Source organism: Luteococcus sp. (assembly GCF_043424415.1).
Taxonomy (GTDB): Bacteria; Actinomycetota; Actinomycetes; order Propionibacteriales; family Propionibacteriaceae; genus Luteococcus.
On the sequence record NZ_JBHWOO010000139.1, the window covers coordinates 1 to 19,123 of the forward strand.

The 19,123-nt window shown below is 68.9% G+C and carries 19 protein-coding genes and 2 tRNA genes; 9 read left to right on the forward strand and 12 right to left on the reverse strand.

Features of this window, described 5'->3' with window-relative positions; all coding sequences use genetic code 11:
- From ACHFFZ_RS08440 to ACHFFZ_RS08455, 4 genes are all read right to left on the reverse strand, one after another.
- Positions 1 to 76 (reverse strand) — tRNA-Glu (locus ACHFFZ_RS08440).
- 63 nt (positions 77 to 139) lie between these two features.
- Entirely contained in the window at positions 140 to 661 is a 522-nt protein-coding gene (locus ACHFFZ_RS08445; protein ID WP_394276200.1) for a hypothetical protein, read from the reverse strand.
- Positions 634 to 1,464 (reverse strand): SH3 domain-containing protein, encoded by an 831-nt coding sequence (locus tag ACHFFZ_RS08450; protein ID WP_394276201.1) that lies wholly within the window; start codon positions 1,462 to 1,464, stop codon positions 634 to 636. The genes ACHFFZ_RS08445 and ACHFFZ_RS08450 overlap by 28 nt, the downstream gene beginning before the upstream one ends.
- A 431-nt stretch (positions 1,465 to 1,895) precedes the next feature.
- The gene (locus ACHFFZ_RS08455) at positions 1,896 to 2,495 is read right to left on the reverse strand and encodes a hypothetical protein (protein ID WP_394276202.1); all 600 of its coding nucleotides are present in this window, start codon (positions 2,493 to 2,495) and stop codon (positions 1,896 to 1,898) included.
- A 91-nt stretch (positions 2,496 to 2,586) separates the two neighbouring features.
- Between ACHFFZ_RS08455 and ACHFFZ_RS08460 the strand changes: the two genes are divergently transcribed.
- On the forward strand, positions 2,587 to 2,997 hold the full coding sequence (locus ACHFFZ_RS08460) for a hypothetical protein (RefSeq protein ID WP_394276203.1): 411 nt from the start codon (positions 2,587 to 2,589) through the stop codon (positions 2,995 to 2,997).
- Between the two features lie 71 nt (positions 2,998 to 3,068).
- Here ACHFFZ_RS08460 and ACHFFZ_RS08465 read toward each other — a convergent pair.
- Together ACHFFZ_RS08465 and ACHFFZ_RS08470 are read right to left on the reverse strand one after the other, a co-directional pair.
- Positions 3,069 to 3,141: transfer RNA gene (locus ACHFFZ_RS08465), tRNA-Lys, on the reverse strand.
- Positions 3,142 to 3,245: 104 nt separating this feature from the next.
- Positions 3,246 to 4,766 (reverse strand): patatin-like phospholipase family protein, encoded by a 1,521-nt coding sequence (locus ACHFFZ_RS08470; protein ID WP_394276204.1) that lies wholly within the window; start codon positions 4,764 to 4,766, stop codon positions 3,246 to 3,248.
- Between the two features lie 53 nt (positions 4,767 to 4,819).
- On the opposite strand from ACHFFZ_RS08470, the gene ACHFFZ_RS08475 reads away from it, so the two are divergent.
- Together ACHFFZ_RS08475 and ACHFFZ_RS08480 are read left to right on the forward strand one after the other, a co-directional pair.
- Positions 4,820 to 5,791 (forward strand): cation diffusion facilitator family transporter, encoded by a 972-nt coding sequence (locus ACHFFZ_RS08475; RefSeq protein WP_394276205.1) that lies wholly within the window; start codon positions 4,820 to 4,822, stop codon positions 5,789 to 5,791.
- A 79-nt stretch (positions 5,792 to 5,870) separates the two neighbouring features.
- Positions 5,871 to 6,317: a deoxycytidylate deaminase gene (locus tag ACHFFZ_RS08480; RefSeq protein ID WP_394276206.1), complete on the forward strand. Its 447-nt coding sequence runs from the start codon at positions 5,871 to 5,873 to the stop codon at positions 6,315 to 6,317.
- A 308-nt stretch (positions 6,318 to 6,625) separates the two neighbouring features.
- On the opposite strand, the gene ACHFFZ_RS08485 is transcribed toward ACHFFZ_RS08480, so the two are convergent.
- Positions 6,626 to 8,959, reverse strand: a complete 2,334-nt coding sequence (locus ACHFFZ_RS08485) for a TIM-barrel domain-containing protein (protein WP_394276207.1) — start codon at positions 8,957 to 8,959, stop codon at positions 6,626 to 6,628.
- Positions 8,960 to 9,000: 41 nt separating this feature from the next.
- On the reverse strand, positions 9,001 to 9,252 hold the full coding sequence (locus ACHFFZ_RS08490) for a hypothetical protein (RefSeq protein WP_394276208.1): 252 nt from the start codon (positions 9,250 to 9,252) through the stop codon (positions 9,001 to 9,003).
- 362 nt (positions 9,253 to 9,614) lie between these two features.
- On the opposite strand from ACHFFZ_RS08490, the gene ACHFFZ_RS08495 reads away from it, so the two are divergent.
- The 3 genes from ACHFFZ_RS08495 (at position 9,615) to ACHFFZ_RS08505 (ending at position 12,818) form a co-directional block, all read left to right on the forward strand.
- Positions 9,615 to 10,940, forward strand: a complete 1,326-nt coding sequence (locus ACHFFZ_RS08495; protein ID WP_394276209.1) for a PhoH family protein — start codon at positions 9,615 to 9,617, stop codon at positions 10,938 to 10,940.
- A gap of 89 nt (positions 10,941 to 11,029) precedes the next feature.
- Positions 11,030 to 11,884, forward strand: a complete 855-nt coding sequence (locus ACHFFZ_RS08500) for an HpcH/HpaI aldolase/citrate lyase family protein (RefSeq protein ID WP_394276210.1) — start codon at positions 11,030 to 11,032, stop codon at positions 11,882 to 11,884.
- A 406-nt stretch (positions 11,885 to 12,290) separates the two neighbouring features.
- Positions 12,291 to 12,818 (forward strand): DUF4245 domain-containing protein, encoded by a 528-nt coding sequence (locus ACHFFZ_RS08505; RefSeq protein ID WP_394276211.1) that lies wholly within the window; start codon positions 12,291 to 12,293, stop codon positions 12,816 to 12,818.
- A gap of 120 nt (positions 12,819 to 12,938) precedes the next feature.
- Here ACHFFZ_RS08505 and ACHFFZ_RS08510 read toward each other — a convergent pair whose 3' ends face one another.
- The 4 genes from ACHFFZ_RS08510 to xseA all read right to left on the reverse strand — a co-directional run bounded on the left by ACHFFZ_RS08510 (position 12,939) and on the right by xseA (position 17,098).
- The gene (locus ACHFFZ_RS08510) at positions 12,939 to 14,477 is read right to left on the reverse strand and encodes a PTS ascorbate transporter subunit IIC (RefSeq protein ID WP_394276212.1); all 1,539 of its coding nucleotides are present in this window, start codon (positions 14,475 to 14,477) and stop codon (positions 12,939 to 12,941) included.
- 35 nt (positions 14,478 to 14,512) lie between these two features.
- A complete protein-coding gene (locus tag ACHFFZ_RS08515; protein WP_394276213.1) occupies positions 14,513 to 15,361 on the reverse strand; it encodes a PTS sugar transporter subunit IIA in 849 nt (282 codons plus the stop codon).
- A 220-nt stretch (positions 15,362 to 15,581) separates the two neighbouring features.
- Positions 15,582 to 15,818 carry an exodeoxyribonuclease VII small subunit gene (locus tag ACHFFZ_RS08520; protein WP_394276214.1) on the reverse strand — a complete coding sequence of 79 codons (237 nt, stop codon included), beginning with the start codon at positions 15,816 to 15,818 and terminating at the stop codon, positions 15,582 to 15,584.
- Between the two features lie 8 nt (positions 15,819 to 15,826).
- A complete protein-coding gene (gene xseA, locus ACHFFZ_RS08525) occupies positions 15,827 to 17,098 on the reverse strand; it encodes an exodeoxyribonuclease VII large subunit (RefSeq protein WP_394276215.1) in 1,272 nt (423 codons plus the stop codon).
- A 295-nt stretch (positions 17,099 to 17,393) separates the two neighbouring features.
- On the opposite strand from xseA, the gene ACHFFZ_RS08530 reads away from it, so the two are divergent.
- The 3 genes from ACHFFZ_RS08530 to ACHFFZ_RS08540 form a co-directional block, all read left to right on the forward strand.
- Positions 17,394 to 18,362 carry a 4-hydroxy-3-methylbut-2-enyl diphosphate reductase gene (locus ACHFFZ_RS08530; protein ID WP_394276216.1) on the forward strand — a complete coding sequence of 323 codons (969 nt, stop codon included), beginning with the start codon at positions 17,394 to 17,396 and terminating at the stop codon, positions 18,360 to 18,362.
- Between the two features lie 228 nt (positions 18,363 to 18,590).
- Entirely contained in the window at positions 18,591 to 18,728 is a 138-nt protein-coding gene (locus ACHFFZ_RS08535; RefSeq protein WP_394276217.1) for a hypothetical protein, read from the forward strand.
- Between the two features lie 36 nt (positions 18,729 to 18,764).
- A partial coding sequence (locus ACHFFZ_RS08540) for an MFS transporter (RefSeq protein ID WP_394276218.1) occupies positions 18,765 to 19,123 on the forward strand: 359 nt, incomplete at its 3' end.

Genomic DNA, 19,123 nt, shown 5'->3' on the forward strand with positions numbered 1-19,123 from the left:
TGGTATCCCCAACGGGATTCGAACCCGCGCTGCCGCCTTGAAAGGGCGGTGTCCTGGGCCGCTAGACGATGGGGACCCGACCGGGCAAGTCTAGTGGCCTTCGGGCGCTGCTCAAAACCGCGTCCGCGCTGACCGTGGCTCAGTGGACGGTCACGTGCACGTGGTCGTGGTGGTTGACGGTGTCACCGCCACGGTCGGCCATCGGGCGCCAGCCCTCGTTCGCGCGGCTCACCGACCAGATGTGCTGGCGCCAGATGATGTACTTCACGCCGAGCCGTCCGGCATTGGCCTGCAGGTCAGTGGCAATCTGCGTCCCCAACGCCCGGTTGGACCGGTAGTTGGGGATCATCAGGTCCACCGCGTGGCCGTTCGGATGGTCGGGCAGGGGATCGGGCCGCACTCCGTAGATGGTGCGCACCTGCGGGTAGCGGGCGCGGGCGAAGCCGACGATTCCCTTGGCCGTCGAGGTCAGGGAGTTCAGGCCCGACGAACCGCCCGTGTCCAGGTTGCCGCCGACCGCGTAGGCAGCGCCGCCCTGTCCGGTGGCACCGCGGCTGGTCAGGTACATGGCGGTCACCCAGCGCGAGGCGCCGCGGACGATCACCTCGGCGCGGCCATTGCGCACCCTGCCCGTCACCTCCAAGCGGGTGCCGGCGGGCACCTCGTAGAGGTAGCGGGCCCGACAGAGGAGGGACGGATCGCGAGCTTCGTCGTCGTCCAGCGCGAGCCGATGGTGCCCGGCACCTTGGGTGCGGGAGCCCCGGAGGTGCCACCCACCGGTGTCAGGAAGTGGGAGTTCACCCAGCGCAGCTGGCCCTGCCACAGGATCTGCGAGACGCCGTTCCTCTTCACCCCGGTCAGGTCGAGCAGGCTTCCCTTGGGGATGTCGCCCAGGCTGCGGAAGTCGCTGCCTGCGCTGGTGCGGATCATCAGGGCGGTCGTGGCGCGGGCCCGCGAGGTGACGGCGGCCGTGCTCACCGGGCGGGTGGCGGCCGCCCCGCCCGTGATCCAGGCATTGTTCACCCACAGGGAGCGCCCGTTCAGTTTGATCTGGCTCCAGTCGCCCTGGGTGCGTCCGGTGAGGGTGACGGTGGTGCCCCGGGGCAGGGTGGTGACCACGGGATTGTCGATCCCGGCACCGGTCCGGACATTCACACCGGCCAGGGTGCGGGCCTGGGACCGCGATCCGGAGGCAGCGACGGTCGCAGTGCCGCGCACGCCGCTGAGGTACTGGGCGGCGACGAAGGCGCGGCGGCCCTGGTACAGCACCGGGGCCCAGCCCTTGGCCGAGGGGCCGGTGACGGTGACGGTCTCGCCGCGGGCAAGTCCGCCAATCACCGGATGGTCCAGGCCCGGACCGGAGCGGACGTTGAGGCCAACCGAGGCCGTCATGATCGAATTCTTGGCCTGGGCCATCTGGCCCACCACCAACTGGGTGCCACCAAGGAGCATGCTGGCGGTCACGGCCGAAGCCGAGGCCACCCTGGCAAGGCGCAGGACAGACACTGTGGTTTTCCTTCCGACGCGGCTCTTCCCCAGCCGCGTTGAGACAAGAAGGGCGACACCTGCCCTGACGCTTCCCCACGTCGTTGGCCGGTGTCGCCCCGATGAGGTGGACACTAGGGCCGGCGTCATGGAGTGGGTCAAAGCGCCCTCGAGGGTTGACAGATCGCCAAGAAATGCCCAAGTGCCTTTTCAGGAAGGGGAAAGGTCAGCATTCCGAAGCGTCTGCCGGTGTCGCTGTCGCCACCATTTCATCAGGTCGCCACTAAGGAATATGTGTTTAGGCATAGATTGAGCCGAGGGCTTTACCCAGACCTGTGCCGGAACCTCCAGAAGTCCTCAGGAGGAACCTCGCCAGAACCCTCAAGGGTGGGTGAACCGAAAGTTGAGCTTCACCCTTGGGGTTGAGGGTTGAGCACCCAGCACGCGGTCTCGTCGGCGACAAGCCGCGCCACGTGACCAAGCGCCCGGCCTGCCAAGCCGGCCTGCAGGTCGCCGCGCCCGATCGGTGTCGCCCCTGCCAGCTCGGCCAGCTGCCGGCAGGCGTCCTCGTCGCCCACCAGTACCGGCATCGTCAGCCCCGGGGTGGCGCACAGCAGGGCCAGCTCGTCGTCCGGGATCGAGGTGAGCGCCACCAGCAACGACCGCGACAGGGCGCGGGCCGCGATGCGGGCATTCAGCAGCTCGCGCTGGGAACCGATCCCCTCGGGGCAGCAGAGCACCGCCGCATCGGCCAGTTCCAAGCAGTCGGGGGAGCGCCAGGTGGCCATCGACGCATCGGCCAGCCCCAGGGCCAGGCTGGGCTGCTCGGCACGGAAGAGCTCCAGGGCGCGACGCTGCTCCTCATCAGGCTCCGAACGGGCCGGGGCGACGGTCCGCGCCGGAGGAAGACCCACCACCTGCTGGGCCCGTCGTGCCGAGCGTCGGTCGGCCAGTGCCGCCAGCGCGAACAGGACCAGCCCCACCCCGAGCACCACAAGGAATCCCTGCATGGGCCGAGCCTAGCGGCGTGACCCAGGCCGTCCGGTGCAGAACCAAGGGGGTGCTGCACGCGCACAAGACCGACCTGCCTAGGATTCGCACATGACCGGTTCGAGTCCTGCGCGTCCCCACCTGCTCACCGCCCCCCGCGCGAAGATCCGCGACTGGCCCGCCTTCAGCCTGTGGGCACTGTCCGGCGCCATCGTCGCCCTGGCCGGCTTCTCCCCGCTCAGCTGGGGACTGGTGATCGTGCCGGCCGGCATGCTCGTCGGGTTGGCTGCCCTGCTGCTGACCCGCGGCAATGGGCTTTGGGGCCTGCTCGTAGGCCCCGCCGCCATGATGTTCGCGCTGGCCTGGCTCAACCGTCGCGGCCCCGGCTTCGACTGCCAGCGCGTGGCCTACGAGTGCGTGATGGACGCCAGCCCCTGGCCATGGCTGCTCGCCGGACTGGCTGTGGTGGTCCTGTCCGCCCTGCTGCACCGGTGGAGCACCCGGCGCGTCGTGACCGCCTGAACCCCGCTGGGCCTCAGCAATACCCGGGAACACCAGAAGGGCTCCGAGGAGAACCTTGGAGCCCTTCTGCGTACCCCCAGTGGGGATCGAACCCACGACCCATGGATTAAAAGTCCACTGCTCTGCCAACTGAGCTATAGGGGCAACCCGACAAGGATAGCCGCCCCGAGCGGCCAGGCCGCACCCGGGCGCGCCCGGGCGCACCCCCGGACCGTCCGGCTCAGGCCTTCCGGCAGTGGACGCGGTGCTCAGACCAGCCAGGGCGGGTCCATCTCCACCGGCACCGCATGGCCCTCCCACTCGCGCCACCACGACTCCGCCCCCTCGGGCCTGATCTGGTCGCGAACCCTCGGCACCTGGTCGCGCAGGTCGTACTTGAGACGGGCCAGTAGCAACAGCTCGCGTTCGTCGTGCTGGCCCTGCTCACTGAGGTAGGTGCGCTCCAGCTCCCAGATCCGGCGCCGGGCGGTGATGATGCTGCGCCCCAATGCCACCTCGGCCGTCGTCGCCCCCAGGTGCACCTCGGCGGCACGCATCCAGCCGTAGTCGCGAAAGATCCGCAACAGGCCCGGATCGATCGTCAGCGCATCGTGCACGTCGAACTCCGGCTCCACCACCAGCGCACCGTGACGACGCGCCAGGGTCGCCTCGTCACGCTCGGTCTCGTCGGACTGGATCTCGGTGGCGCGCAGCATGATCGAGAACAAGTCCTTGGTCGCGAAGGACTCGCTCGGCGCGATCGAGGGCGCATTGCAGGTGACCACCCAGGTGGTGGTGCAGTCCAGCGGCCCCATCGCCATCTCGGCGGGCAGGTTCTCGCGCACCCCACCGTCGACGTAGTTCTCGTCGTCGATCGCCACCGGGGTGAAGACGGTCGGGATGGAGCAGGAGGCCAGCACCCCACGCGAGATGTCGTGCGGCTCGCCGGGCACCGGGATGTCGTCGCGGTCCACCAGGCGGCCGTCCTCGCGCATGAAGCGCAGCTCACCGCTCTCCAGCCCCACCACCGCGATGCGCAGCGTCATGCCTGATCCGGGCACCCGCGAGGAGTCGAACAGGCCGCCCTCGCCCAGCAACTCGCGCAGGATCGGGCCCGGAATGTACATCGAGCGCGTCTTCTCGGCGCCGGTGAGGATGAAGGCCAGGTCATTGCCGACGCCGCGCAGCCGACTCAGACCTGCCAGCAGCGTCACCACCTGCGTGGGGCTGAGCTCGGGGGTCTCGACGAGCGGGTCGCTGGTGGCCATCGCCAGCGTCTGCATCTGCCCAGTCAGCTCCTCCTGGGCCTCCTCGGGGTTGCCAGGCTCGGCCAACTCCTCCTGTGGCTCGTCCTCGGGCGCCAGCTGGACGCCGCGGGTGAAGGGCAGGGGCAGCTTCGGCAGGCTGCGCGGGGTGCTGCGCCGCGCCTCGCGTTCGCGCTGCAGCAGTGCCTGGATCTCGGGACCGCGCGCCCGGAAGCGGCGAAACCACGCCCGCTCGGTGAACATGTCGCCCTGGCGGCGCATCCCCAGCCACAGCTCCTCGAGCTGCGCCACCAGTTCCACCTGCTCGCGGGGATCGTCGCTCTGGGCCAGCAGCGCGGCCAGGATGGAGCCCGCGGAGGTGCCGACCACCACCGTCGGGGCGAGGTCCGCGTGCTGGTAGAGATAGCGCAGCGCGCCCAGCTGGAAGCTTGCCTTGGAGCCGCCGCCCGAGAGCACCAGCCCCTGCCTGTCCTGGGTGGGCGGGCCGAGGGGCCGTCCCAGTGACTGCCAGACCGAACGTGCCATGCCCCCAGCCTAGTTCGCCGCCAGCCAGCGCCACGGGCCGCCGCTCTGGGCGGATGCCAGAAAGGGTGGGGGACAATGGTGTCGTGCAAGAACAGTTGAGTCCGCCCCCCGCTCCCCGGACCAGTGCCCCCGTGGACCTCACCCGTTTCGCCTGGCTGTCGATCGCGGCCGCCCTGGCGACGATCACACTCAAGGCCTTCGCCTGGCAGGTCACCGGCTCGGTCGGCCTGCTCTCGGACGCGGCAGAGTCGCTGGTGAACCTGGCCGCCGCCATCATCGCCCTGATGGCGCTGCGCCTGGCGATCAAGCCGCCGGACCGCAACCACAACTTCGGCCACTCCAAGGCCGAGTACTTCTCGGCCGCCGCTGAGGGCGCCATGATCTTCGTGGCCGCTGGCGTCATCATCCTCACTGCTGTGCAGCGCTTCATGGAGCCCCAGCCGCTGGAGAATGTCGGGATCGGCCTGCTGGTCTCGGTGCTGGCCTCCATCCTCAACGGCGGGGTCGCCTGGGTGTTGCTGCGCGCCGGACGGAAGTACCGCTCCATGACGTTGACCGCCGACGGCAAGCACCTGCTCACCGACGTGTGGACCTCGGTGGGCGTGGTGCTGGGCGTCGCGCTGGTCTGGCTCACCAAGTGGCCGCGGCTGGACGCGATCGTGGCCATGGCCGTCGGCATCAACATCCTGTTCACCGGCGCCAAACTGATGCACGAATCGGGCATGGGACTGATGGACGTCAGCCTGCCCAAGGCGGAGAACAACCGCATCCGCGAGATCCTGGAGGGATTCACCGCCGACCACGTCATGTTCCACGGGGTGCGCACCCGCGAGTCGGGCAACCGCCGCTACATGGACATGCACCTGCTGGTGCCCGGCGCGTGGAGCGTGCAGCAGGCGCACGACCTGGTGGAGGACATCACCGAGGCGCTACAGGTAGAGTTCGAGGACCTGCACGTGATGATCCATGCCGAGCCCATCGAGGATCCCCGCTCCTACGACGACTACGACTTCGGGCTCAACTGAGCTGCGATGACCGTGATGCCACGCCTCCCTCGGCGGTTCCCGGTGCCCCCCGGCTGCGGGGAATCCCTAGGATGAGCCCATGAAAGAACAGGCCGCCGCCATCGTGCCAGGGTGGGACGAGTACTTCCTCGGAATCGCCACGGCCGTCGCCGCCCGCGCCAAGTGCACGCGGCGGAGGGTCGGTGCGGTGCTGGTGATCGACAAGCGCATCATCGCCACCGGCTACAACGGGGCCGCCCCCGGCCACCCCGACTGCCTGGAGGGGGCCTGCCCGCGCGGCCAGCTCTCCTACGACCAGGTGCCCGGCCTGGGCGACTACGACCGTCCCGGCACGCCCGGCTTCTGCATCGCCATCCACGCCGAGGTCAACGCCCTGCTGTTCAGCACCAGGGACACCAAGGGCGCGAGCGCCTACATCACCGACGAACCCTGCCCCGGCTGCCGCAAGGCGCTGGCTGCCGCCGGCATCGTGCGGGCCGTGTGGCCCGACGGCGAGCTGGACGCAGGCTCCCTGGTCAGTTGGTGAGGCTGCTGTCCCCTGAACGGGTGACAAATTGACCCTTGAACCTGAGCTGATCCTGACCGAATGTCGGATTCTCGACTTCAACTCGTGTTCACATTTCACAGCGCGCATGATGGACACAGCGCCGCAGGTTCGGGGGAACCCGGTGGTAGAGGCACTTCGGGGGAAGTGCCATCCCAAGCCGTGGGACCGCATCGGGGGATCGGTCGGACGCTGGGAACGGAGGGCCCGCCGGCACGGCCGACGGGTCCTCGTCCGTTCCCCGGCAGGAGCTGCCCGGATCATTCCAGGCCGGATCACTCCAGGCCGGATCACTCCAGGGCGAGCAGGAGCTCCCGAAGCACCGCCGCCACGTCGGAGGCCAGCTCCATCTCGGCCAGCGTCGCCACCCTGGCCCCCACGCCAGGGTGCTCCATGAGCAGCTGACGGACCCTCTCCTTGGTGAAGATCGGCATCTGTGCCTGGTCGAGGAAGGCCAGGGCCCGTTCGTCGACGCGGTTGTCGGCCTCTCGCGCGCCCTCGAAGACGGCCCGGGCACCGGTCTCGGTGCCCACCTCACCCAGCTCGACCACCTGGTCGACCCCGGCCCCCACCAGCACCAGCCGGTAGCGGCGATGTGCCGGCACCAGCTCCACGTCGCCGGTGGCACCATGGATGCGAACCTCACCCGTCGACTGGGTGTACTCGAAGACGGTGCGCGCCTGGCGGCCGCCGCTACGGTCGTCGTCCTCCACCAGCTCATAGCGGCCATCGGCCCCCGCGACGATCCGCAGCTCCAGGCTCTCGGGCAGCTCCACCCGCAGCCAGTCCACACCGGTCAGCGGGATGATCGCGCCCGCGCGGGCCATCACCGGGATCTGGCTGATCGGCCGATGCATCGTCACGGCGCGGCCTCCGGTGTAGGCCAGGCCCGTGAACAGGTCCACCCACCGCCCGGCCGGAAGCCAGGTCGTCACCGGCGCGTACTGGCTCTGCTGCTCCACGGGGCAGGTGATCGGCGCCACCAGCAGGTCGCGTCCGAACCAGTACTGGTTGCGGGCGGCATAGGCCTCGATCCGCTCCGGATCGCTCCAGTAGACCGGGCGCACCAGCGGGCGCAGCTCCTGCGACCCGACGAGGTTCTCCGTGAACAGCCACGGCACCATCCGGTGGCGAAGCCGCAGGAAGTCACCCATCACCTGCTCCGCGACGGGATTGAAGCGCCACGGCTCCTTGCCGCTGAACACGCCATTGGAGGCGTGCAGCCGGTTGACGGGGGAGAAGACCCCGAACTGCACCCAGCGGGTGGCCAGCTCGTCGTCCTTGGTGCCGAACATGTGCCCGCCGATGTCGTGGCTCCACCAGTCGTAACCAATGTTCGAGGCCGTCGAGGTGAACCAGGGCTGGAAGTCCAGCGACTCCCAACTGATCACCGTGTCGCCGCTGAAGCCCACCGGGTAGCGGTGCGAGCCCGGCCCGGCATAGCGGCTGAAGGTCAGCGGGCGACGACCGTCGCGGCCCGAGTCGAGGAAGTGCAGGTGGTTCAGCATCCACAACGGGTCCAGCCCGGGGATGCGCGAATTGCTGCCCTGCTGCCAGTCCAGCCACCAGAAGTCGACGCCCTCGTCCTCCATCGGATGGTGCACGTGCTCGAAGTAGGCCCGGATGAAGGCGGGATCGGCGAAGTCGAAGGAGGCCGGCAGCTCGCTGGCCGGGTCGATGCCCAGCGCCTCGGCCATCGCCGGATAGGCCTGCTCGTAGGCGCGGATGCCCTCGGCAGGATGCACGTTCAGGCTCACCTTCAGCCCGCGATCGTGCAGCCAGGACAGGAAACCGACGTGGTCGGGAAAGAGATTGCGGTTCCACGTGTAGCCCGTCCAGCCAGCCCCGAAGCGCGGGTCGATCTCGGTCAGGTGCCAGTCCATGTCCACCACGGCGACGCTGAAGGGAAGCCGCTCGGCCTCGAATCGCTCGATGAGCTGCTGGTACTCCTCCTGGGTGTAGGCGTGGTATCGGCTCCACCAGTTGCCCAGGGCGTGGCGGGGCAGCACCGGCTGCGGGCCGGTGATCCGGTAGAAGTCGCGCACGGCATCGGCGAAGTCATGGCCGTGGGCGAAGACGTAGACGTCGACGGCGCCCGTCTCGCGCTGGGCCACCCAACCCTGATCGTCGAGGGCCAGCGAGGAGCTGTCGTCCAGGCTCGCCACGCCCAGCGTGTTGGCCAGACCCGGCTCCACCTCGGTGGCGCCGTCGACCGCGTCCAAGGTGCGGGCGGTGCCGCCCAGCTGGGTGGGGATGCCGACGAAGCCGGCGAACTTGCTGTCCGGCTCCTCGCCGGGGCGCCAGACGGAGTGGTAGCCGCCGGTCAGCTCCTGCACCTTGAGCGTCTGCGGGGTGAACTCGCCGCCGCTGTGGTCCAGGTGGAAGGCGCTGGTGAAGATCTGGGTGCGCTCCCCGTCGCGGTGCACGCGGAAACGGGGCGTGGGCAGGTCGCGGTGCAGCACCACCTGGGTGGCGCGGTCCTCGAAGCTTCCGCTGGGCGACCACTCGATGCGCACCAGGCGCTCGGTCAGCACGGTGAAGCGGGCATTGCCGCTGGTCACCACCGACTCGGCGGGTGCGACGGGGCTGGTGGGCAGGCGCAGGTGTGCGGGCAGCGTGGGCATGCCATCCACTCTACGAGGGGTGCGGGTGGACACGACCTCGGTCAGCTCCAGGGGCTGTGGATGCCGTTGGTGTGGTGGGCCCGGTCGCAGCCGCACTCGCAGCCGCACTCGCGGCCGTCGGCGTGGCCGGCGCTGGTGACCACCAGCTGGCTGAGATCGGCCTCGAGGACGGTCAGGGCTGCCTGTAGCCCCGTGGTCGTGCACGGCAACTGGATGTGGGCCGACGGGTCCTGCGAGAAGGCAGTCTCCCAGTCGAGGCTGGTCGCGCTGTAGGTGTGGATGGTGGTGCTCATGGTTCCACCTGTAGCTCCTGCACGGCGGACCCCCTGCCTGCCCGCCGTGATGGAACGAATTGGGTGCCACTCCAAGGCCCTGGCGAAACCCAGCCAGGCGGTCGTCATATCCGGCTCCCTCAGCCCCGCTTCCAGACCGGGTGCCGGATTGTCACGAGGTTGGGGGGACAGGGCTACTGCGGGGGCTGTCCACAAACCACATCGTGGGTGGTCGATGATGCCGATGCTGCAGCGAAGGCTCCCCACGATGTGGTTTGTGGACGCGGTGGTCGGCGTCCGGGCGCTGACGGGGCAGTGAACACTCGGTGAAGCGGCGCCGATCGACCGGCCCCCGCGCACGGGCGCGCCCTAGCGTGGCAGGCATGGACGCCCCGACGACCGGCAACGAGACCTCTCCTGGCCGCAAGAGCTATGTGGTCGACACCTCCGTACTGCTGAGCGATCCTCGCTCGCTCACCCGCTTCGACGAGCACCACGTGGTGCTGCCGATCGTGGTGATCACGGAGCTGGAAGGAAAACGCCACCACCCGGAGCTGGGCTACTTCGCCCGCACCGCGCTGCGCCTGCTCGACGACCTGCGCATCAGCCATGGCCAGCTCGACACACCCGTCCCGGTCAACGACGACGGCGGCACCCTGCACATCGAGCTGAACCACGCCGCCCCGCAGCTGCTGCCGCCCGGCTTCCGCCTCGGCGACAACGACTCCCGCATCCTGGCCGTGGCCCTCAACCTGGCCAGCGAGGGCCACGAGGTGGTGGTGGTCAGCAAGGACCTGCCGATGCGCGTCAAGGCCTCGGTGGTGGGCCTGCAAGCGCAGGAGTACCGCGCCGAGATGGCCGTCGAGTCCGGCTGGACCGGCGTGCGCGAGCTCGACGTCCACGACGCCCAGGTGGACTCGCTCTACGAGCACGGGCACGCATCCATGCCCCAAGCACAGGGGCTGCCCGTCAACACCGGCCTGGTGCTGCACGCCGACAGTGGCGCCAGCGCCCTGGGGAGGGTCCTCCCCGACGGAAGCGTGCGCCTGGTGCGCAGTGACCGGGAGGCCTTCGGAGTGCGTGGCCGTTCCGCCGAGCAGCGCATCGCCCTGGACCTGCTCCTGGACCCCGAGGTCGGCATCGTCTCGCTGGGTGGCAGGGCCGGCACCGGCAAGAGCGCCCTGGCCCTGTGCGCCGGGCTGGAGGCGGTGCTGGAGCGTCGCCTGCACCGCAAGGTGGTGGTCTTCCGGCCGCTCTACGCCGTCGGCGGCCAGGACCTGGGCTACCTGCCCGGCACCGAGAACGAAAAGATGTCGCCCTGGGGCCAGGCCGTCTTCGACACCCTCGGGGCGGTGACCAACAAGTACGTCATCGACGAGGTGCTCGCCCAGGACATGCTCGAGGTGCTGCCGCTGACTCACATCCGCGGACGCAGCCTGCACGACGCCTTCGTGATCGTCGACGAGGCCCAGAGCCTGGAGCGCAATGTGCTGCTGACCGTGCTGAGCCGCATCGGGCAGAACTCACGGGTGGTGCTCACCCACGATGTCGCCCAGCGCGACAACCTGCGGGTGGGACGTCATGACGGGATCGCCGCGGTGGTGGAGAAGCTCAAGGGCAATCCGCTGTTCGCCCACGTCACCCTGACCCGCTCGGAACGCTCGCCGATCGCGGCGCTGGTCACCGAGATGCTCGAGGACGGAATCTGAGGCGAGAAATGCCACGACACCTCATTCCACACGGCACAATGTGAATCCTCGCCGTGGAAGTCCACGGCGAACAGCCCCCAGGAGGACCCATGGCCCCGCGCCCCACCCGTATCGGACCCGACCTGGCGCGCAGCTGGTTGCTCGTCAACGCCCTGCATCCCGAGGACTTCGACGCGGCCGTCGAGAGCGAGGCTGACGTGGTGGTGCTCGACATCGAGGACTCGGTGCCCCCGGCCCGCAAGGAGGAGGCACGCGCCAATGTGGTGGCCTTCTTCGAGCGCGGCGGCGAGGCCTGGGTGCGCATCAACGGCTTCGGCACCACCTGGTGGGAGGCCGACTGTGACGCGCTCGCCCCGCACGAGAAGATGCGTGGCGTGATGCTGGCGATGGTCGAGACCAGCGAGCACGTGCAGAAGACCGCTGAGCGCCTGGGCTCGCAGAAGCTGGTGGTGGCGATGGTGGAGACTGCCCGCGGCATGATGCTGGTCGACCGCATCGCCCAGTCGCGCTCCACCTTCCGGATCGCCTTCGGGCTGGGGGACTTCCGTCGCGACACCGGCATCGGCGACGACATCGTGGCCCTGGCCCCGATCCGTACCCAGCTGACGGTGGCCTCGCGCGCCGCCACCCTGCCCGGCCCCATCGACGGTCCGGCCGTCGGCGCGATGGGTGCCAAGCTGGCCGCCTCGGCCGACGTGACGCAGAAGTTCGGCATGCGCGGCAAGATCTGCCTGCTGCCGGAGCAGTGCCCGATCGTCAACGAGGTGCTCTCGCCCTCGGCCGAGGACATCGAGTGGGCCACGGGTTTCCTGGCGGACTTCGACGCCCACGGTGGCGAGATCCGCAGCGCCTCGGACACCCCCAAGCGTGCCCGGGCCCGTCGCCTGATCGGCCTGGCCGAGGCCTTCGGCATTCCGTCGGGGGTCTCGAGCGTGGTCGACTGACATGTAGGTCCTTCCTGTCACTGGCAGGTCAGGCGCGCCCGTGCTGGTTGCGCGGGGGCGCCTGTTCGTTGCCCGGGCAGGCATCAACTCACGAGCCGATTCCTGCGCGATCGTGGGAACACGCACCGCGGTCAGCTCGTCCATGCGCAGCATCCGGGCAGCCTCGTGGGCCACCGCCGCGATCCCGACGTCCCGCTGCCCGCACCGAGCGGGCATGCACGTCCAAGACAATCGTCGTGTGCTCTGTGAACACCGGGGCCGCCGATTGCATGTCGGCATCCATCAGCCCAATCTCGGAGATGATCCACGAATCTGCACTTCTGGGCCCTGGCCCACACGACCACAGCAACCCGCCGTCCTCATGGGATCTGAGGTGGTGCGCGCGCGGCTCGCGTAGGATGCGCGGGTGCGTAACCCGCGAGCTGCCGTCTTCGACATGATCATGTCCCTTGCCGTGATCATGGTGCCCTGCGTGCTGATCTATGCCCTGTTCACCCACACCCCCGACGAGCCGGAGGTGCCGGTGGCGCAGTGGGGGCCGGTGGTGGCCGAGGCGCGCAAGTCGGCGCCCTACCAGGTGATGGCCCCCACCGCTCTTCCCGACTCGTGGAAGCCTGTGCGGGCGCGCTTCCACGGCAATGAGCTGCAGCTCGGCTTCCTCGCGCCCGGCGACGTCTACCACGAGGTGAAGCAGCGCCCCGGCGCCACGCAGCCGGGTTTCGTGCGCGACATCACCCGCGGCGGCATCGAGGAGGGCACCAGCACCGTCCAGGGCCGCACCTGGACCCGCTACCTGAGCGAGGACGAACGTAGCCGCTGCCTGGTCAGTGTCACCGGCAAGGACGGCGACGCGGCCAGCAAGCCGTCCACGACGGTGGCCTGCGCGGACCTTCCCTACGAAGGCGTCGAGGCCTTCGTCGGTAGCTTCGGCTGAGGGCTGCCAGGGCCGGGCGGTGTCGGCGGCCCGCCTCGACCACCTCGGACCATACGAACACGAGGCGGGGTGTGAGGGAAAGCCTCACACCCCGCGTTGCTTCTTTGACCACGCCCCGTCTCAGATGGAATCGGGCGGTGTCGGTGCGCCCTTCGGGGGCGCGATCTTCGGGTAGCTGCCCGTGGCGGCGGCCGGGCGGGCCTGGCTGGCGTCGACGGGCTGCTTCGCCGCCATCCGGTACGGGGCAGGGACCCACCCGGTCTCGACCAGCTTCTTCTGCACCAGGATGGCCACGGCCATCAGCATGGCACCGACGGCCAGCATGGCGAGGATCCCGGCGACGGAACCGAGCTTGGCCGCGCTGCCCACGAGGGCGCCGAACCAGCCGAAGTCGGCATCACCGAAGGTGGTGTTGGCATCACCGAAGCTGCCCAGCACGCCCAGCAGCACGGCGGGCAGGAAGGTGATCAGCAGGCCATTGGTGAAGGCGCCCAGGATCGCTCCGCGACGACCACCGGTGGCATTGCCGTAGACACCCGCGGCACCGCCGGTGAAGAAGTGCGGAACCAGACCGGGCAGGATCAGCGCCATGCCGAAGGAGGGGCTGAGCCAGGCGCTCTGCAGTGCCAGGGCGGTCAGGCCGCCGACGAAGCTCGACATGAAACCGACCAGCACGGCGTTCTGGGCGTAGGGGAAGACGATCGGGGCGTCGAGGGCGGGGATGGCGCCGGGCACCACCTTGGCTGCGATGCCCTGGAAGGCGGGCACGAGCTCACCGAGGATGGTGCGCACGCCGAACAGGATCACCGCGACGGCCACGCCGAATTGCAGGCCCTGGGTGACCGACTTCATCAGGTAGTTGCCGACGTTGAGGGCGCCACCGTCGAAGGACTTGTAGGCAGCGTCCCGTCCGGCGCGGGCCAGGAAGAGCACGGCCAGCACCAGGTACATCAGCACCATCGACAGGGCGGTCGAGACCATCGAGTCGCGCAGGAAGCGCAGTGACTCCGGCAGGTTCATCTCCTCGGTGGAACGGCTCTTCTTGCCCACGGCCTTGCCGACCGCGCCGGAGGCGATGTAGCCGGCGGTGCCGAAGTGGCCGATGGCGATGGAGTCGTCGCCGGTGATCTGGCGGGTCCACGGCTGGCTCAGCGCCGGGAGGCTGACCATCAGGATGGCCAGCAGCAGGCCGCCGACGCTGACCACGATCGGCGCACCATAGCCGGCGCTGGCCAGCACGATGGTGAGCATGGTGGCCATGAAGAGCATGTGGTGGCCGGTGAGGAAGACGTAGTGCAGGGGAGTGAAGCGGGCCAGGACGAGGCTGAGCAGGAAGCCGAGGATCATCAGCCAGCTCACCATGCCGCCGTACTGCGCCTGGGCGATGCCGGCGATCGCCTCATTCGTGGGGATCACGCCGTGGGCACCGGTGGCACCTTGGATCATGATGCCGAGCGGGGCCAGCGAGCTGACCACCAGCCCGGCGCCGGCGCCGATCAGCAGGAAGCCGAGCGTCGCCTTGAGGGCACTGCCGACCATCTGCCCGCGGCTGCGGCGCATGGCGGCGAGGCCGACTGCGGTGATGATGCCGATCAGGAATGCCGGCACGCTGAGGATCTCGTTCACCAAGAACTGGGCGAACGCCATCACGAAATTCATGGGTGGACCTTTCTCGGGCTCGCACGCGGCGAGGATCAAATGTCGTAGACCTCGCGCAGGGCGGCGTCGATCTCCTGCTCGCTGGTGAAGTTCTCGATGATGACCATGGGCACTCCCAGGTCACCGAGGGTCTTGCCGATCTCGCCGGAGGTCATGATCAGGTCGCACTCCTTGGCCTTGCCCTTGGCCGAGACGGTATCGGTGGCCTCCACCGTGATGTAGGGACCCCATCCCCACTTGCCGAGAACGCCCTCGAGGGTGTTCTTGAGGAAGAGGCTGGTGCCCACGCCGTTGCCGCAGACCGTCATGATGTGGTCCTTGGTGAGGGGCGGCCCCGAGGTGCTGCGCTGGCTGGTCGTCGGGGTGGGTGCCGGTGTGGCGGCCGGGGTGGCGGGCGCCTTCTTGGGTGCGGTGACCTCGCGCAGGATGTCCAGCACCGCCTCGGCATCGGGCGCGGTGCGCAGCCGCTCCATGGTCTGCTTGCTGCTGACCACCTTCGCGAGCTGGGCCATGGCGTCCTGGTGCTCGGTGGTGTCGGCCGCAGCCATGGCCACGACGAGCTCCACCGGGTCATTGCGCTTGTGCCCGAACTCCACGGGCTCGGCCAGCCGCAACCAGGACAGACCCGTGCGCTTCACGGCCTCGGAGGGGCGGGAGTGGGCGAAGGCGAAGCCTGGTGCCAGGACGATGTAGGGGCCGTTGGTGTGGACGCTGTCGACCATCGCCTGGGTGTAGTCGCCGGTGGCTACTCCCTCGGCCTCCAGCAGCGCGCCGGCCTGTCGGATGGCGTCCTCCCATCCCTGGGCCGTGGCATCCAGCCGGATCGCGGAACGGCTGAGCAGGCTCACCACCGTCTTTGCTTCATCTGCTTGTGGACTCGTCATGGTGCCATCACACTCCTGGTCGCTGGGCCGTCAGTGGCTGGGAATGACAGTACGGAGTGCTGGGGATATCCGCCCAAGATCTGGCATGTGTCCAGCCTCCCACCCCGGATCTGTTCGGCGTGCGCTCGCACTGCGGGAATGGGAATCCCTGGCCATGCTCCCAGAGTCATTCAGTCTGACGGAGTCATTCAGTCTGACGGAGTCATTCAGCCTGACGGGGTCATTCAGCCTGACGGGGCTGCTCGGCCCTGGCCCGCGCCGCGTCGATGCGTGCCTTGGCGCCGTCGAGCCACTGCTGGCAGATGCCTGCCAGCAGCTCACCGCGCTCCCACAGCGCCATGGAGTCAGCCAGGGGGACGCCGCCGGACTCGAGTTTGCGCACCACCTCGGCCAGCTCCTCGCGGGCCTGTTCATAGCCCATCGAGGGCGTCTGGTCGGGATTCTGGTTCTCGCTCATCGGGGTCCTCAGTTCTCATCGGGGTCGTCGAAGCCGAAGTCGTCCATGGTGGCGCTCAGGTTTCCTGTGGGGTCGTCGATGCCGGTGATCGACAGGGTCAGCTTGCCGTCGGACAGGTAGGCCATCACGTCGTCGTCCAGGTCCACCTCGGCGATGGAGGTGACCGAGTTGCCCTCGCCGTCGGCCAGGATGGCGTAGCCGCGCTCAAGCGTTGCCTTCGGGCTCATTGCCCGCACCCGGCTCAGGTCGTGGGCCAGGGAGGTCTGGTGCTGCGTGACGGTTTGCTCGGCCGCCCGTTCCAGCCGCATCCGCAGCATCTGGAGCCGCTCGTCGTGCACCTCGAGGCTGCCGCCCGGGTCGCGCATGACCGGCCGGCTGGTCAGCTGGGTGAGCTGCTGCTGCTCCTGGCCGACCTTGGCGACGATCGCCTGGCGGATCCGGGCCAGCGCCTGCTGCACCCGCTCTGACTCCTCCCGGGCATCGGGCACCACGCGCTTGGCGGCGTCGGTGGGGGTGGAGGCCCGCAGGTCTGCGGCCAAGTCGACGATCGGAGTGTCCGGCTCGTGCCCGATCGCCGTCACCACCGGGGTTCGCGCCGCCGCAACGGCCCGCACCAGGCCCTCGTCGCTGAAGGGCAACAGGTCCTCCAGGGAGCCGCCGCCACGCGCGATGATGATGACGTCCACCAGCGGGTCGGAGTCGAGGACGGCCAGTTGCTGCATCACCTCGGCCGCCGCCTTGGGGCCCTGCACCAGCGCATGGCGCACGTCGAGGCGCGCCGCAGGCCAGCGGCCCAGGATGTTGGTGACAACGTCCTTCTCCGCAGCCGTGTTCTGCCCGGTGACCACGCCGATCACGCGCGGCATGAAGGGCAGCCGCTTCTTGCGTTCGGGGGCGAACAGGCCCTCGGCCTGCAACAGGCGCTTGCGTTGTTCCAGCATGGCCAGCAGCTGGCCCTCGCCGGCGATGCGCAGTTCGGCACACTCGAAGCTGAGACGTCCGCTCTTGGCCCACACCGTCGGCCGCACCAGGGCCGAGACGGTCATGCCCTGCGAGAGCGGGCCGGCGGAGTCGAGGACGGCCGAGGAGATGGTGACCGAGGCAGAGACCTCATCGTTCACGTCGCGCAGGGTGAGGAACTGCGTGGCACCACGCGTGCGGCGCATCTCGATCACCTGCGCCTGCACCCACACCTGGCCGCAGCGCTCCACCCATCCCTTGACCGCGCGCACCACCTCGCCCAGTGCCTTGGGGGTATCCGGTGAGCTCTGCATCGCCATGACCACGAGCCTAGGGGGTGGCTGTGACAGTTCTCCGGTGCCGGTGCCGGTGCCGGTGCCGGTGCCGGTGGCGGCGCGGGGGTGGGTTGTGCGCGTCCTGCGTCCGGCCCCTCCGTCGCACTGGGCACGTCGAAAGCTGACTGTGCCGGCGATGGAGCAAGTGCCCCGTCGGTCTTGGACGTGCGGAGTCGGGGTTTGGGTGGCTGGTGCGCGTGCGGGGTGGGCTTTGGACGTGCGCGGTGGGGGCACCGTCGCCCCACAGCGGGCTCTGGGAGTCAGCTCATAGACTGGGGGCATGAGCGAATCTGCCAAGCATGTCGTCGTCGCCGCCCCGCGCGGCTACTGCGCCGGAGTCGACCGTGCCGTCATCACCGTGGAGAAGGCGCTGGACAGCTACGGCGCCCCCGTCTACGTGCGCAAGCAGATCGTGCACAACAAGCACGTTGTGGAGACGCTGGAGAAGCGGGGCGCGATCTTCGTCGAGGAGCTGTCGGAGGTGCCCGAGGGTGCCACCGTGGTCTTCAGCGCACATGGGGTCAGCCCGATGGTGCACTCGGAGGCTGCCGAGCGCCAGCTCAAGACCATCGACGCCACCTGCCCGCTGGTCACCAAGGTGCACCACGAGGCCAAGCGCTTCGCCAAGCAGGACATCCCGATCGTGCTGATCGGCCACGCCGGCCACGAGGAGGTGGAGGGCACCATGGGCGAGGCGCCCGAGCACATGACGCTGGTGCAGCACCCCGACGACGTGGAGTCCGTCGAGCTGCCCACCGACGAGCCCGTGGTGTGGCTCAGCCAGACCACGCTCAGCGTCGACGAGACGATGCAGACCGTCGATCGGCTGCGCACCAAGTTCCCGCTGCTGCAGAGCCCGCCCAGCGACGACATCTGCTACGCCACGCAGAACCGCCAGCTGGCCGTCAAGCAGATCGCCGCCCATTCCGACCTGGTGATCGTGGTCGGCTCGCAGAACTCCTCCAACTCGGTGCGCCTGGTCGAGGTGGCGCTGGAGGCCGGGGCAAAGGCCGCCTACCGCGTGGACTGCGCCTCCGAGATCGACGAGTCCTGGCTGGAGGGTGCCGACCGCATCGGCGTCACCAGCGGTGCCTCGGTGCCCGAGGAACTCGTCGACGGGGTGCTCGAACTGCTCGAGGGCAAGGGCTACCCCAAGGCAGTCGAGGAGCGCCTGATCGAGGAGTCGCTGACCTTCGCGCTGCCCCCGGAGTTGCGCAAGGACCTGCCGAAGAATGCCGCCCGCCACTGACCCAATTCATCACCGTCCCCGCAGTGAGCGGGGCAGCCGAGGAGCCCGTCGAGAGCACAACGACGGGCTCCTCGCATCTCGGGTTCACTCTGCGCTGAACCCACTGCTCAGACGCCCATCAGAGCGTCGATGTGGCCATGACAAGCAGCGATGAAATGGACACTGGGCCCAGTGCGGGTGTGGGGTTGGAGGGTTTTTGCGGCCTTCAATGCCCTTGAGGAGAGATTCATGGCCCCATCACGACTCCGGCGACACATTCGTCGCCCCCGCCGTCGCAGGCTTGAAGTTGATCACGTGACGGTGGTGGAGAAGCAACCGATGAAGAAGGCCATCGCCGGCGCCCTGGTGGGCAATGCGATGGAGTGATACGACTTCGGCATCTATGGATGTCTCACCGCCACCATGGCCGTGCTGTTCGTGCCCAATGTGCCCGAGCAGTGGCGCATGGTGGTCGTGCTGGCCGGTTTTGCGGTCAGCTTCATCGCCCGCCCCATCGGTGGACTCGTCTTCGGGCCACTCGGTGACAAGATCGGCCGGCAGAAGGTGCTCGCCATCACCATGATCATGATGTCGGTGGCCACCGCGGCCATCGGCATGCTGCCCACCAGCGCCACGATCGGCAACTGGGCCTTCGCCCTGCTGATCGCCTGTCGCCTGGTGCAGGGCTTCTCGACCGGCGGCGAGTACGCCGGCGCCACCACCTTCGTCGCCGAGTACTCGCCCGATGCCCGCCGCGGCTTCCTGTCCAGCATCCTCGACGT